The following is a 13646-nucleotide window of genomic DNA, read 5'->3' on the forward strand; positions in this document are numbered from 1 at the left end:
TTTGCTCACGGCCTCCTTTATTGTTAGGTTTTGAAATTATTTAGGACTCACAAAACTTCGTCTCATGACAATCAGGACAACTGCGAGGGCACAGCCCACAAGCCCAAATCCAAACGAGAAACCATTCATTTGGATCAGCCAGCCAAGCAGTGGAAATGCGATGATCATCACTGCTGAGAAGAGGACGTTGGCAACACTTAGCAACGTTGCCCGTTCTTCGGAGCTGATCATTTCATTATAGTAACTGCTGAAGATGGGGGTGATGAGGGATGGTAACAGTTGGGAGATTAAAAACATAACGATTAATATTGGTAGCCAGGAAAGCCATGTCAACATCAGTAGGCAGACAAGGCTGACACTTAATGCCAGAATCAATTCCCGCTTTGAGAATTTCTTTTGAATCATCGGGGTAAGTTGGATGCCGATGATATTAAGCAAGGCAGACATGACCATCAACACTGAAATCAGCCAACCCGAAAAGTGATTGGTTTCCATCAAAGTTTGAAAATAGAAAAAGTAGGACGTACAAACCGTGGCGTATAAGGCATCAAATAACATCAGATTTCGTAATTGATGATTTCCCTTCATTGTTCTGTAGGAATTCACCACAATTGATTTTACCGAGGTTGGTTTTTCAACTGCCCGCTTTTTGATCACCGGTTCCTTGAAGAATAGGACGGTAATCAGTCCCATCACGCCAACGACAATGCCAATGACATAGGTCAATTCAAAATACCAATGAATTAGGAGGCCGGCAAGGACAACCCCCAAGGTGTCCGCAAATTCGATAATGACATCAATGTGGCTGATAACCTTGGGATATTTTTTTGTTAGGTCGTCTTTGACCAGTGAGTCGTACAACAGGGCTTCCAAAGTTCCCGACTGCATATTATAAGACAGGGCGTTGATGACAAACCCCAAAGCAAACAGCCAGAATGTCTGACCAAAAAGGATAATTACGGCAGACAGAATCGCCGCCAGCCGGCCGATGACCAAGTCAAATTTATAAGTGAGTCGATCGGCCAAAACACCGGAGGGCACTTCGAATAAAAAGCTGGCAATGTGAAAGATACTCTCACACAGGCCGATTTCCACAAGTGTCAGGCCCTTTGTCTGCAAGTACATTACCCACAGGCTGGTAATCCCAAACCACGATAGAAAGCTGTAAGTATAACCTTTATTAATATTTGAAGCATAATTCGTTTTCATTTATCTGCACTCCAGTTAATGCAAGATCCATAACTATTCGGTGTATTTGAAGAAGTCCGAGTTATGTGATCTTTGAGAATCTACAACTGAAGTGCGTTGATCTCGAAAATGCTGTGTTGCAAGCTAATCCAAGCGAGCATGTTCATCATTCCTTTACATAATTATGAGAAGTATTTAATGAAAGTCTACCTGTTTTCAAGTCTTGAGGCAACATGCAAAAATCTGCCGGTTTCCACGAAGCTGACAGATTATTGAATGCTATTTGTTTTTCTTGAAATCCAAGAAACCACTCATTCCCAGCACAATGCCGACAAAAGTGAAGAAGGTCCCGGTACGAAAGCTAAACAGGGCATCAATTGCCAGACCGACAACCAAGCCAATTGACAATCCCAGCCAATGATTCTCTTGGTTATAAGTGTTCTGAGATTGTGGATGCTTTTCTCTAATTTGATCCATGAGAATCCCTCATTTCCATTCTGTGATCCTTAGTCGACGTCCCAAACTTCTCGAGCAATGTCACGAACCAATTTAAGCTTGTTCCATTGCTGTTGTTCAGTGAGCTTGTTGCCTTCTTCAGTGGAGGCAAAGCCACATTGGGTTGAGAGTGCCAAATTTTCTAGCGGTACTTTGCTGCTGGCCTGGTTGATCCGGTTGATGACGGCGTCCTTGTCTTCCAGTTCAGGAGATTTCGAAGTGATCAGCCCTAGGACAATCCGTTTGTTCTTGTCACCATTCCAGATTTTGCCTAATGGTGAAAAATCACCGGCGCGTTCGCTGTCATACTCGAGGAACAAACCATCGTAGTTGAGCTGACCCAGATAGTCGGCAACGTCGTCATAGCCGCCTGAGAAGAGGAAGGTTGACTTAAAGTTGCCACGACAGATATGGGTTGTGACGGTTAAGTCATCTGGCAAATCGGCGAGTAACTTGTTGATGACTTTGACTGAATCTTCAGCGAGTTTGACATATTTGGCATGAGCTTTCGGATCATCGGCTGTTTCATTTAGCTTACTGATCAGAAATGCCCAGGTGGTGTCGTCGAGTTGAACATAACGGGCACCGAGTTCATAGAAATGCAAAATCGTTTCATGATAAGCTTTGGCAACGTCATCCAAATATTGATCCCATGTGTCATAGAACTTGGACCAGTTATCACTTCGATTATCACGGAAGAGCATCGTTGGTGATGGGATGGTTTGCTTGGGTGTGACACCATCTGGCGTGATTGATTCCAGAAACTCGAAGCTGTCGAAGAAGGGATGCGCTGGATTAAAGGCAATTTTGCCGGATAACTCGGCGTTGTCAGTTCGAGTTTTACTGCCATGGAATTTATAGCTCTTATGGTAATCGTACTTTTCGACGCCGGTTAATCCCCAGAGGAAGTCCAAGTGCCACCAGCTGCGGTTAAATTCACCGTCTGTAATATCTTTTAAGCCGAGTTCGACTTGTTTGTCGACGATTTTCCTGGTTTCTTCATGTTGAACCTTTTGTAAGTCCGCGGCGTTGATTTGGCCGGCGTTAAATTTAGCATGGGCATCCTTTAACGCTTGAGTTCTTAATAGACTACCGACGACATCGTACCGATATGGAAATTTTGTTTGAATAGCTGATTTTGTCATGTGTAAATCCTCCTATAATTTTAAAAGTTCAACTTACGAAAAAAAGCACTCGTCCCCTGACTGTCATTTTGACAGTCAAGGGACGAATGCTCGCGTTACCACCCTAATTCGCGTCGTTCTCACAAACAACGCCTCACCGGTACCCATTGATACCCGGGAAGTTAACGGTTCCTACCGATCAATCCGCGTGAACGGACTAATGCCTTTTGGAGCTCATCTTCACCGTCGTTTCGATACCTGCTCTCATCTGCCAGGCTTTCTGAAATCGATCCGAGTGGTTACTCTTCTCCTCATAGCTTGAAATTTCGTAAGTCTTCTAATTGCTTTTTAATCTAAACCAAATCTAAGTAAATGTCAACTCATTGTTTCATGACGCTTACTAATTCGAAAGTGGATGTGGATGGCTGCCAATAAGATTAGATTCAGTAAAGCGGCCACGATGAACACTTCTACGCCAATTGCTCTGAGAAGGTAGGCGCTACACATGATGCCGATCACAAACATGACAATTGCGCTCAAAAAATGACCGGCTTTAAACATGGCAGTTTTGTCGTGACTAAAGATTGCCTCGTAGACATTATTGGCGAAGTTCTTTAAATTCCCGGTCATGATGCCGTTATTGACGCTGGTCTCACCAATGCGGTTAAAGACGGTTAATTCATACCCAGAGAATAGGCCGAGGCTAAAAAGCATATCCAATTCAGGTAGGTCGGCGACTGCCGCAATTGCCAGCAGCCCAAGAAAGATAATGCTGAAGCCTAATAGGAGATTAAAACGATGATTCGGGCTGAGCTTGATATGCTTGCAGCCTTGAGAAATGAATGCGCCCAACAGAAATCCAAGAAGTACCGGCACGCGAATGTAGGCGGTCGTCCAACCCTTGGTCGCATATTCATAAGCGAAGATGACCAGGTTTCCGGTTTGGGCACTCACAAATGAGCCGTTAAAATTCTGAAATGTATAGGCATCAATGGAACCCATGATAAAAGTCTGGGCAAGTGTCGTAATACTGTGTTTCGTAAAAAAAGACATGGTGATCACTCTTTTCTATATCCGAAATGTTTACAGCTCTACTATACCAGAGTGATCGACATTAAAAGCAAACTGTCTATTGTTTCTTCTGGGAATCTTGGTATACTTAAAATACTTTTGATGAGAGAATGTTACATTTAATGTGTAAGCTATTAACTTTTTAATCGTCAATGGGGTACAATGTTTGTAACACATCTTATGGAAGGATGATCATTATCAAATCGAGTGTCTTAATTGCTGAAGATTTTTCAGCTGTCGGTAGGCTTTCTGCTACGGCGGCAATTGCTGTCTTTTCCGCATTTGGAATTCAGACAGCGACGTTACCGACAGAACTTCTTTCTACTCAGACAGAAGGTTTTGGCCAACCGTCTACGCTCAGTACTGATGCCTTTCTGCACAGAGCAGTTACACACTGGAATAGCTTGGATAGTTTGAAATTCAATTCAGGCATTGTTGGCTATGTTGGCAAATCCAGTACAGTGGATTTTCTGCATGATTATCTTTCGACTCTTGATTTAGCGACACTGTTGATCGACCCCGTCATGGGCGATCAGGGGGAAATGTACGCGGGCTTTGACGATGACTATCTGGCAAGCATTAAACGGTTAGTGAAAATTGCGAATGTCATCACACCGAACATCACAGAGTTGGGTTTGCTGAGCGGTGAGAATTTGGCAGCTGACGCAAATGACGGTGTCATCGGCCAAGCAATTCAAAAATGCCGAGTGGCCAACCATTCCCATGCACAGGTGATTGTAACTGGTGTGCTGAGAGATGGCGGCATCGGCTGTGTTTACATGAATGATGGCAAACTCAAATGGGCAGGGTCCCCATTAATTCCCGGTCATTTTTATGGCACCGGTGACTTATTTTCAGCACTCTTAATTGGTTATTTGAACTTTGATTTGGATCTTGATACTGCAATCCAAAAAGCAGTGATCGGTGTTTATGATGCGGTTAGTTTAACCAGCCACGCACCAAAAGGCCAGCGCAAATTTGGATTGAATTTGACCAGATCATTGTATAATGTGGCGAAGTTTACGTTAGGGCAAACAGGGGAAGAAGTGTAAAAGATGGATTTACTCACAATTAAAAGCGACTTGTCGGACGTCTTAACTGAATATTTTGATAAAGTTAAATTCCCAGAAAATGGCATCTTTGTCGTGGGCTGTAGTACTAGTGAAATATCAGGTGACTGGAAAGGAACCAATTCGCGGCTGGATGTCGGTAAAGCGGTGGTTTCGACTTTGGAAACCTTCTTAATCCCCCGCAATATCAATTTGGCAATTCAGGGATGTGAACATATCAACCGGGCATTATTGTTGGAACGAAGGGTGGCCGAACGACACAATTTGGAAATCGTGTCAGTCGTGCCAGCCATGCATGCCGGCGGTGGCACTCAGGTTGCCGCCTATGAACGATTAGATGACCCGGTGGAAGTTGAGCACATCACCGCGTTTGGCGGCATTGATATTGGTGGCACCGAGATTGGAATGCACGTAAAATACGTGCAGATTCCGGTGAGGATGACTAATCGTCACGTTGGGGCAGCGAATGTTGTCTGCCTGTCATCACGACCAAAACTCATTGGTGGCCAACGCGCTAAATATGATTTTACTGAAGCAAATAAGGAAGATTATGTATTGGGAGGAAGCAAGTAATGGATCGCAAAAGTGTAGGTGGCAAGGTAAGTAGTGATATTTTCAAGGTCGTCTTAACGGCAATGTTTATCGCCGTGACGGTTGCGATCAGTCGATTTTTCATCATCCCAATTCCGATGACTCATGGAAATATTAACTTGTGTGATGCTGGTATTTTTATTAGTGCCTTATTATTGGGACCCAGAGTCGGTGGGGTTGTCGGTGGCGCCAGTGGGTTTCTGCTGGATCTGATTTCAGGTTATGGTCAATATATGTGGTTTTCTTTGATTGTTCACGGCGCTGAAGGCCTGATTGTCGGCTTGATTGCGGGTAAGCATGCTGATCGTAAGTGGACCAAGCTGATTGCCGTTTCTGTTGGAATTGTGATCATGGTGATCGGTTATTTTGTGGCTGATTCAGTTCTTTATAACCTTTATGCCGGGTATGTCGGGATCGGGACCAACCTGATTCAAGGGGCTGTTGGCGCATTGATTGCTTATCTGGTGACTCCACGACTTAGGAAACGCATATAAAATCAATCAACTATGTTGACTTGGAGATTAAACATAACACTATAGATTTTGCTGGCTTGGTTCCGCCTGCCATAGTGGCACGAATTTCGAGCCTGTAGTCTCGAAATATCGTGGTGTTGTAATCGCTGATTTCATCAGCTTCAACAACACTTTCACTACGGCTGGCAATACCAAGCCAGCAAAATCCGGCTACAAAGAGTTGAGTCTACAAATGAGTTTGTGGACTTTTTTACTTTGCGGATTGTATGCGTCTTTGGGAAGGTAAGCATCTTTCATATTCCTAATATATTTGCGGAAACGTCGTTAATGTCCTAGTGGTGATCAAAGTTAGAACCATCTTCAAAGTAGCCGTGTCTCAGTTCGCCGGCATTGCCAGCAGTAGTGTCAATGCTGTTGAAACGACTGAAAGTCGTGATTACAGCATCTTGGTATTTCGAGACTACAGGCTCGAAATCCAAGCCACTACAGCAGGCGTGGCCGGCGGGCTGAGACACGGCGAAAGGCGTGACACTCATTTAATGCATCTGGACAAGGGCCATCAACAAGGTCCATTGCGGCTAAATCAGAAAAGATCTACAATGTTACACAATTACATAGGAGGGATGTCTGCATGACTGATAAGAACAGTGTTTTAACTGATAAAGATTTCTCGGAGCTCCACAATGATTTCAAAAGCGCACCAAAGAGTGATGTGTTATCGAGAATCATTGAGCAAAACGGCATTAACCAAGCTGCCCAGGATCCCGACGCCCAAGTTCGTTTGAATCCAGTGTTTTCGGTGGATTTGCAGACAGGCTCAGTGACTAATCAGAAGCAAAGCGGCCGCTGCTGGTTGTTTTCTCTGGTCAACACGTTGCGTCACCAATTTGCATCGAAATATAAGGTGAAGGATTTTAATCTTTCACAAAAATACTTATTCTTCTGGGACAAAATCGAACGGGCCAATATTTTCTATGATCGAATTCTGGCAACCGCCAGTCGGCCTGCCGATGACCGTGAAGTGGAAAATTATTTGAGCTTTCCTGGTGATGATGGTGGCCAATGGGCTATGGCAGCCGCATTGGTTCAAAAGTACGGCGTGGTTCCGGTGAGCGACTTCCCTGAAACTGCCAACGTGGAGAATACCGGCGCATTTGATATCGTTATGAATCGGAAACTGCGGATCGATGCTGCTAATCTTCGCCAAATGGTCAAAGGCGAAAAGTCCGATGACGAAATTAGTGCCGCTCGCAAAAAGATGTTGAGCGAAGTTTATCGAATCACGGCATACTCATTCGGTGAGCCGCCAACAACGGTTGACTTTGCTTATCGGGATGATGATAAGAAATATCACAAGGTTTCAGGTCTGACACCCAAAGAATTTTATGCCAAATACTTTGACGTTGATTTGGACGACTACGTGGTTTTGTCGAATTCGCCTGAGAAGGATTATAACCAGCTGTATTCCCTGCCCAGTCAAAATAACGTGGTCGGTGGTAAGCAAATTCAGTTCCTGAACTTACCAATGGATGTCCTGAAAAAAGCGACGATTGCTCAGCTCAAAGACGGTGAAACTGTCTGGTTTGGCAATGATGTTCTTGAGCAAATGGATCGCAAGAAGGGCTTCCTCGATAGCCACTTATTCCGTTATTCAGAATTGTTCGATACGGATTTGGAAATGGATAAAGGCACTCGGCTTCAATATCATCAAGCCGAGGTTTCCCACGCCATGACCTTTACCGGTGTTGATTTGGATGGCGACACCCCAACGAAATGGAAAGTTGAAAATTCTTGGGGCGACAAGAATGGTGAGAAAGGTTACTTCACGATGAATGACGACTGGATGGATGACTATGTCTATGAAGTAGTTGTTCACAAAAAGTATCTCTCTGACGATCAGAAAACCTTGCTGAAACAGGCGCCAATTGAATTGCCAGCTTGGGATTCGTTGGCATAAAAACGAATCATGAATATTGACACCGTCTAAGCGCCTATGTATGATTAACTTGTAAGTAGAGAAAGTATTTCATCACTAAAAAAAGGAACCCGGGTGAGGGGTTCCTTTTTTTATGGCTACGTTCACCGCCAAGAACAATTATCGTCGGTTGCTAAAAATAGCAACAATAATACCGGCTAAAACAGCCATAAGAAATTGGGTGAGTAGAGAAAGCAATTCCATCACCTCCTTTCCAATAGGCTCATCAGAAAGATTGACGGTTCTTTAATCATACCGGAAAAAGCGTAATCTGCATAAGTACATAAGTGTTGGGTAACATCTGTTGGAGCTATTCCATAACACTCATAGAAATAACCTAACTATTTTTGCTCATCCTGTAATTCATTTGAATAAATCAGCAGGCGTTGCGCATAGCTTGGGTGATCAAAGGTGGATTTGATGGTTCCTTTAAGCTGGGTCAGATTATCCGTGATGATACCATCGACGTTTAAGAATAACATTTTAGTCATATCGGGCTCATCGTCCACGGTCCAAGCATAGACCTGCTGACGGCGAAAATGGGCTTCGTTGACGAACTGGTCATTGAGAGTGGTTTCCTCCATCGTGTAAGCATTCGCCTTGGTCTGTGGGAACGAGAAGTTGTAGGGCAGAATGTAGCTGACAAATAGTTTGGGTGCCTGTTTCTTCAATCCACTGATTACGTCATAATCAAGTGAATGAATATGGTCATGATCACTTAATAGCCGGGTTTCGTAACGTTTAACAAATAGTTTTAACATATCTGGACTGTCATGAGACGTTGTTTTGATTTCAACCAACAGCTTTTGGTGATCGCGCTCAGCAGCCTTTAAATATTGATCAAAGCTGGCAATATGCGCTGTGTGGCCATTTTCATGAACTTTTAGCTTCGTCATCTGTGAGAGGGTCATCTGGTAGGGCGCCTTATTCACACCAGCCAGATTTGATAAATTCTCATCGTGCATGACGACAAATTGATGATCCTTGGTTTCATGCAGGTCCATTTCAACGTAGTCGGGCTTATCCTTACTGGTTCGGTTCAGTGCCGGAATGGTATTTTGGACCCCATTGCCATCATTGACGCCGCGGTGAGAAATCGTTGCCGGGCGGCTCAATAGAGCACCTTGAAGGTAGACGGCATTGAAGGTGACATCACCAATTAAGAATAAACCAATTAGTACAGCACCCATCAACCGCCGGCCAATTCTTCGCTTGCGGGGGAGACGAGTGACGACGGATTCAGTGTGCCATTTGGATTCATCTAGAACCATTAACAGGATCAGCATAAACACAACCACACTGAATGAGGCGACCAGCCGCTGCCAGACGGTTAGGAGACCCATGTTGGTAATTGCACCGACGAAGCCGATCAGCTTGGCCTGCGAATCCAAATACGTTTGCAAGAAATAAAGTAGGTAAGAGACGATGGTCGTCGAGGCCAGACTGATTAATCCCAAGACAAAGATTCGCCACAGGTACTGCCAAGTGTTATGCCGCGTTAGCTGCCAACTGTTTTTGGCAGCCTCAAGTCCGCGCTGATGATGAATAATCATCATTGGCAACACTTGGATCAAACGAATGCTTAGATAGAAGATTGCGATACCCAGAACGGTGATCAAGATAGCTATTAATGGCTTTTTCTCTAAATCATCTAAAATGAATGTCGGAATGGTGGCTTTGGAAAGCAGCGGTGAATTGAGGTAGGCAACTGAGAAGGGTAAGACCAAAATAAAGTAGCCAATGAAGAACAAAAAGCTACCTAACCGCAATCGCCGCATGTCATGAATCGCGTTCTTGAAAACTTCCCACAGACTCATATTCTGTTTGAGGGCAATGTTGTTAATGCCGTAAAGCAGAAAAGCAAACTGCCAGAAGACGAGGGCAAAAATCACCAGCAGTAAGATGAATAATTCCACAACTGCCAGGGGCTTTTGTGTCAGCAGCCAAACTGCGTTGGTGTATGACAGATATGGGATCCGGTTGATTTGGAGAATTAATCCGGTCACATACTGCATGATTGGAACGACTACGATGCCTAATAATAAATTAATAATAATGACTAAACTGACATAGGCACCCCAGTTGTTGAAAAATGTTCTGATTGATCGTCGTAAAAGCTTGTTGCCTTTCATGTTCGAGTTACCTTCTTTTTAAAGTTCGATATTTTTATCCTACCATAACTCCAAGCAGAACTAACAAAAAGAGAGTGCGAAAAAAGGCGATTTGATCCCAGAATTTAAGGGGGTAAATCAATTATTCCTGGTTCTGAAATGGTTGATTTATCTCCTTAAATGGCCGGGATCAGCCGATTTGAGCACGTTTTTGCTAGGTGATAATGGCGCCACCAAAAAAGGAGACCGAGGCAAAAGTTTGCACTTTTGTCCCAGTCTCCTTGATACTTATTTAATCTTTAGGTGTAACCCATACTTGTGGTGCAGGATCTTCATCCAGGTTCCGAACAACTTTATAACCAGTTACCTTCAACTTGGACTGATGGTTCTTCCCGGCAACGGTATTCTTTACAGAAATCGTTTGGTGCATTGGGATGTCTGAAAGCTTCCCCTTCATATAAATCACCGGTTTATTAGCCGAGTCGTTCTTGAAGGTATACTTCAAAGTTCCCTGCTTATCCAGATCATTTGCTTTTTTAGCTTCACTGTATGTTTTGTACATCTTATTCACACTGTAGATTGTCACAGTGTGATTTTTGCTGTTAAATTTGTATGCATCAATGCCTGACTTGCTCTTATAATTAATTGAACCGTTCATATACCAAAGATTATCGTTGGATGTTAAAACCTCTTTGGCTGATTTATTCTGAACCTGGTTCTGCATGCTGGCCTTGCTGCTGTCGTTATTTGAACTCTTATTTGAAGAACTGCTGCAGCCAGCCAAAATTAGTGCAAAGCTTGCAACAACCGCCAAAATAACGGCTAATGATCTGCTCTTTTTCATTTCCATAATCACCTCATATGTTGAAATTATCACATAACACTGTCAAAATCTAGTAGTATGGTTCATTATTAATAATTGATACAAAAGTTTAACAAGATCGCAACTTCAAAAAGGGTAAAATCTAAAGGAGGGGAGGCATCACAATGGTTACAATTCGCGACATCGCAAGAAGGTTGGGGCTCTCAGTTTCGACCGTTTCACGGGCACTCAATGATAATAAGCGCATCAGTCTCAAGACCCGGCGCAGAGTTAGGAGAATGGCTGACAAGATGGGCTACCAACCCAATTACAACGCTAAGAATCTGACCAACCATGAAGCAAATACGGTTGGGGTTGTCTTCCCAGTGAATAACCGAGTGGTTGATAACATCTTTTACGTTGGCGTTTTGCGAGGCATTAATGCCCAATTGAATCACCGTAACTATGTCCTGTCCATCGCCATTGGTGACAGCACCCAGCAGGTGATCGATAACGTCAAATCAATGATTAGTCGTGCCCAAATCAAACATTTCATTCTACTATATTCACATCAAGATGATCCAGTCATCGAGATGCTTAGAAAAGAAGATGTTGATTTCGTGACCATCGGGAAACCGGCAGCCGATCAGAAGTGGTTGTATGTTGATAACGATAACGTTCAAGCCGGACTGGATGGCACAAACTTCTTAATGGATCAATATCACTGTCAAAACCCGGTTTTCGTTCAGACCCATCATGACTGGCCATATGAAATTGACCGTCGCAAAGGTTATCTTGAAGCAATTGAAAAAGCCGAAAAAAAGCCGGTTATTTTGTCGACTCAAGATAAAGACGATGCGGCCGAAGACCAATTTATCAAGGATAATCCGCAAATGGACGGCATTGTCGCTATCGATGATTATAGCGGTTTACAGATGTACCATCGTTACAAAATGATCCGTCCAACCAAGGACATCGAAGTGCTTGGCTATAACAACTCATTACCAAGTGAACTGACTGATCAACATTTTCATTCCGTTGACATTCACCCAGATGAAATGGGGCAGTCAGCAGTTAAACTGTTGCTGGACAAACCGGCAGACGATGAAAAAATGGTTGACCACATGATTGTCGGTCATGCGATTGTTTAAATCAGATTAAAAAGGGCCAGCTTGGCAAATCCGTCAGGTTGGTTTTTATGATCTCTAGTGAGTGAGCAATAATAGTATTAGACTAATGATCGCCGGGGCACCCTGAGTGAGGAGGATGCGTCTACTGATAGTGGCTGCGCCAAAAATAGCTGCTACCACAACAAAACCGATGAAAAGCAGCAGAATCGGGTATACTGCATTTGCGGGGAACAGGAATCGTCCCACCAAGACGCCGACGCCGATGAAGCCGTTATACAGTCCCTGGTTGGCCATACTAGCTTTAGTTTCCGGGATCGCTAAGTAGTTGGCCGAAGCATTGAAAGCCTTCTGAGCGGCCTTAGATTGGCTGCCAAACATCTCGAAAGCCATGATTAAGAGCGCTTCGATTCCGACTAGGACAACGAATATATCTGAGATTAAGTTAAGCATTGATTTCAGCTCCAATTCAAGTTTAGTTTACATACTTATTATAAGGTTATGCTTGGAAAGATTGATTAATAGAATCGGAAATTGTGAGAAATGTTAGGTGTGAAGCTGAGCAGCAAAGCGCACTTCAGCAAAGAAGGTATAGGAAATATAGCTGTAAATGAAAACACAAAAAGGCCACCTCACAAACTTGGAGCTAAGGTGAGAGGTGGTTTTCTGTTTATAAAAATTTTTTGAACAATATTTTTGAGCAGATAATTAAATAAACGACTAATAATTTCCTTAATTTAATGAGACCTCCAGCCTCTTTCCAAGGGCAGTAGCTAGTTTTTCTAAGGTAGCCAAACTCGTATTATCTGCTAATTCAACTCGTGCAACTGTACGTTGGGGTACCCCGGCAGCTGCTGCCAAGTCTCTTTGTGATAAGCCAGCCGCTTCACGTGCCTTCATAAAGTTGTAAGCAGCAATTAATCGCGCCTTCCCTTGCTCATATTCTGCTTTTTCCTCAGGATTGTTCGTATAATCTCTGATAAGCGATTCTAGTTTTTCAGTTTTGGGCATATTGATCACTTTCCTTCCCTAAGTTCTTGCAAGAATTCTTGACGAATCTTTTCACCATGCTGAATTTGAGTTATAGGTGTTTTTTGCGATTTTTTGGTAAATCCATGGGTAATCACATAGCGTCCAGCAACAACATGAAAATAAATGACTCGCTGAATATTTGTACCCAGCTTAGATCGAACTTCAAACAAATCATCATTGAGCCGTTTAACCCACTTCATTTTAGCGGCATCCAGGATGCCTACTTCAGAGATTGCGTCCAGGGTGTATAGCACTTTCCGAGCATCTTTATCAGGAAGACTACTTAGAAATTCTCGAAATTCGTTGTGACCATTGGGGCGAATGTAAGCTTCAAAGGTTATTTTTTCCATACACTAATTATAAATTGTTTTTCAAAATGAGTCAATATATTTACTCGATATAGAACTTACCGACTCTCCAAATCCAGGTTCGCCAAGCAATGCAAACATATTTTACTTGTAAACTTCAACTCCTGGCTGAATGGGTTGATACCGTTGAGGTAACCAAAGTTAGATTTGTAGATTATATGATCTTGAATCAATTGACGTACGGGGATAGCGTATTACATAACAAATCATACAAACTAC

15 protein-coding genes are annotated in these 13646 nt (G+C 43.2%); 5 read left to right on the plus strand and 10 right to left on the minus strand.

The features are described 5' to 3' along the window. Positions 1–36 precede the first annotated feature (36 nt). The 4 genes from FD05_RS03380 to FD05_RS03395 form a co-directional block, all read right to left on the minus strand. Complete coding sequence (locus tag FD05_RS03380) at positions 37–1209, minus strand: MFS transporter (RefSeq protein ID WP_020281746.1); 1173 nt, start codon at positions 1207–1209, stop codon at positions 37–39. 258 nt (positions 1210–1467) lie between these two features. Continuing rightward, positions 1468–1665, minus strand: coding sequence for a hypothetical protein (locus FD05_RS03385; protein WP_020281747.1), 198 nt, complete (start codon positions 1663–1665; stop codon positions 1468–1470). Between the two features lie 29 nt (positions 1666–1694). Beyond that, complete coding sequence (locus FD05_RS03390; RefSeq protein ID WP_020281748.1) at positions 1695–2828, minus strand: vitamin B12 independent methionine synthase; 1134 nt, start codon at positions 2826–2828, stop codon at positions 1695–1697. 354 nt (positions 2829–3182) lie between these two features. After that, positions 3183–3860: a YoaK family protein gene (locus FD05_RS03395; RefSeq protein ID WP_039933168.1), complete on the minus strand. Its 678-nt coding sequence runs from the start codon at positions 3858–3860 to the stop codon at positions 3183–3185. A 206-nt stretch (positions 3861–4066) separates the two neighbouring features. Here FD05_RS03395 and FD05_RS03400 point away from each other — a divergent pair, with 206 nt between their 5' ends. From FD05_RS03400 to FD05_RS03410, 3 genes are read left to right on the plus strand one after another with little or no spacing between them, the layout of a single operon-like run. Continuing rightward, positions 4067–4930, plus strand: coding sequence for a PfkB family carbohydrate kinase (locus FD05_RS03400; RefSeq protein WP_020281750.1), 864 nt, complete (start codon positions 4067–4069; stop codon positions 4928–4930). Between the two features lie 3 nt (positions 4931–4933). Next, the gene (locus tag FD05_RS03405; protein WP_020281751.1) at positions 4934–5521 is read left to right on the plus strand and encodes a TIGR01440 family protein; all 588 of its coding nucleotides are present in this window, start codon (positions 4934–4936) and stop codon (positions 5519–5521) included. Next, positions 5521–6033 (plus strand): ECF transporter S component, encoded by a 513-nt coding sequence (locus FD05_RS03410; protein WP_020281752.1) that lies wholly within the window; start codon positions 5521–5523, stop codon positions 6031–6033. The genes FD05_RS03405 and FD05_RS03410 overlap by 1 nt, the downstream gene beginning before the upstream one ends. Positions 6034–6344: 311 nt before the next feature. On the opposite strand, the gene FD05_RS03415 is transcribed toward FD05_RS03410, so the two are convergent. Next, positions 6345–6548, minus strand: a complete 204-nt coding sequence (locus FD05_RS03415) for a hypothetical protein (protein WP_039933170.1) — start codon at positions 6546–6548, stop codon at positions 6345–6347. Between the two features lie 95 nt (positions 6549–6643). On the opposite strand from FD05_RS03415, the gene FD05_RS03420 reads away from it, so the two are divergent. Continuing rightward, complete coding sequence (locus tag FD05_RS03420) at positions 6644–7969, plus strand: C1 family peptidase (RefSeq protein WP_020281753.1); 1326 nt, start codon at positions 6644–6646, stop codon at positions 7967–7969. A 359-nt stretch (positions 7970–8328) separates the two neighbouring features. Here the strand turns inward: FD05_RS03420 and FD05_RS03425 are convergent, their stop codons facing one another. Then, positions 8329–10119 carry a glycerophosphoryl diester phosphodiesterase membrane domain-containing protein gene (locus tag FD05_RS03425; RefSeq protein WP_020281754.1) on the minus strand — a complete coding sequence of 597 codons (1791 nt, stop codon included), beginning with the start codon at positions 10117–10119 and terminating at the stop codon, positions 8329–8331. A gap of 271 nt (positions 10120–10390) precedes the next feature. Further along, complete coding sequence (locus tag FD05_RS03430) at positions 10391–10942, minus strand: hypothetical protein (protein ID WP_191980528.1); 552 nt, start codon at positions 10940–10942, stop codon at positions 10391–10393. Between the two features lie 143 nt (positions 10943–11085). Here FD05_RS03430 and FD05_RS03435 point away from each other — a divergent pair, with 143 nt between their 5' ends. Further along, a complete protein-coding gene (locus tag FD05_RS03435; RefSeq protein ID WP_039933172.1) occupies positions 11086–12051 on the plus strand; it encodes a LacI family DNA-binding transcriptional regulator in 966 nt (321 codons plus the stop codon). A 54-nt stretch (positions 12052–12105) separates the two neighbouring features. Here FD05_RS03435 and FD05_RS03440 read toward each other — a convergent pair whose 3' ends face one another. The 3 genes from FD05_RS03440 to FD05_RS03450 form a co-directional block, all read right to left on the minus strand. Next, positions 12106–12480: a DUF1304 domain-containing protein gene (locus tag FD05_RS03440; RefSeq protein WP_039933173.1), complete on the minus strand. Its 375-nt coding sequence runs from the start codon at positions 12478–12480 to the stop codon at positions 12106–12108. A gap of 279 nt (positions 12481–12759) precedes the next feature. After that, the gene (locus tag FD05_RS03445; protein WP_020281757.1) at positions 12760–13038 is read right to left on the minus strand and encodes a helix-turn-helix domain-containing protein; all 279 of its coding nucleotides are present in this window, start codon (positions 13036–13038) and stop codon (positions 12760–12762) included. A gap of 5 nt (positions 13039–13043) precedes the next feature. Then, on the minus strand, positions 13044–13409 hold the full coding sequence (locus FD05_RS03450) for a type II toxin-antitoxin system RelE/ParE family toxin (RefSeq protein WP_020281758.1): 366 nt from the start codon (positions 13407–13409) through the stop codon (positions 13044–13046). Positions 13410–13646: the final 237 nt, after the last annotated feature.

It is taken from the genome of Lentilactobacillus otakiensis DSM 19908 = JCM 15040, assembly GCF_001434145.1.
Lineage (GTDB): Bacteria > Bacillota > Bacilli > Lactobacillales > Lactobacillaceae > Lentilactobacillus > Lentilactobacillus otakiensis.

What these genes read in the sequence shown, in the direction of transcription:
- FD05_RS03420 (WP_020281753.1), top strand. Translation starts at nt 6,644, where the DNA reads ATGACTGATAAGAACAGTGTTTTAACTGATAAAGATTTCTCGGAGCTC.
- FD05_RS03410 (WP_020281752.1), top strand. Translation starts at nt 5,521, where the DNA reads ATGGATCGCAAAAGTGTAGGTGGCAAGGTAAGTAGTGATATTTTCAAG.
- FD05_RS03430 (WP_191980528.1), bottom strand. Translation starts at nt 10,942, where the DNA reads ATGAAAAAGAGCAGATCATTAGCCGTTATTTTGGCGGTTGTTGCAAGC.
- FD05_RS03385 (WP_020281747.1), bottom strand. Translation starts at nt 1,665, where the DNA reads ATGGATCAAATTAGAGAAAAGCATCCACAATCTCAGAACACTTATAAC.
- FD05_RS03450 (WP_020281758.1), bottom strand. Translation starts at nt 13,409, where the DNA reads ATGGAAAAAATAACCTTTGAAGCTTACATTCGCCCCAATGGTCACAAC.
- FD05_RS03440 (WP_039933173.1), bottom strand. Translation starts at nt 12,480, where the DNA reads ATGCTTAACTTAATCTCAGATATATTCGTTGTCCTAGTCGGAATCGAA.
- FD05_RS03425 (WP_020281754.1), bottom strand. Translation starts at nt 10,119, where the DNA reads ATGAAAGGCAACAAGCTTTTACGACGATCAATCAGAACATTTTTCAAC.
- FD05_RS03380 (WP_020281746.1), bottom strand. Translation starts at nt 1,209, where the DNA reads ATGAAAACGAATTATGCTTCAAATATTAATAAAGGTTATACTTACAGC.
- FD05_RS03400 (WP_020281750.1), top strand. Translation starts at nt 4,067, where the DNA reads ATGATCATTATCAAATCGAGTGTCTTAATTGCTGAAGATTTTTCAGCT.
- FD05_RS03395 (WP_039933168.1), bottom strand. Translation starts at nt 3,860, where the DNA reads ATGTCTTTTTTTACGAAACACAGTATTACGACACTTGCCCAGACTTTT.
- FD05_RS03415 (WP_039933170.1), bottom strand. Translation starts at nt 6,548, where the DNA reads ATGAGTGTCACGCCTTTCGCCGTGTCTCAGCCCGCCGGCCACGCCTGC.
- FD05_RS03405 (WP_020281751.1), top strand. Translation starts at nt 4,934, where the DNA reads ATGGATTTACTCACAATTAAAAGCGACTTGTCGGACGTCTTAACTGAA.
- FD05_RS03445 (WP_020281757.1), bottom strand. Translation starts at nt 13,038, where the DNA reads ATGCCCAAAACTGAAAAACTAGAATCGCTTATCAGAGATTATACGAAC.
- FD05_RS03390 (WP_020281748.1), bottom strand. Translation starts at nt 2,828, where the DNA reads ATGACAAAATCAGCTATTCAAACAAAATTTCCATATCGGTACGATGTC.
- FD05_RS03435 (WP_039933172.1), top strand. Translation starts at nt 11,086, where the DNA reads ATGGTTACAATTCGCGACATCGCAAGAAGGTTGGGGCTCTCAGTTTCG.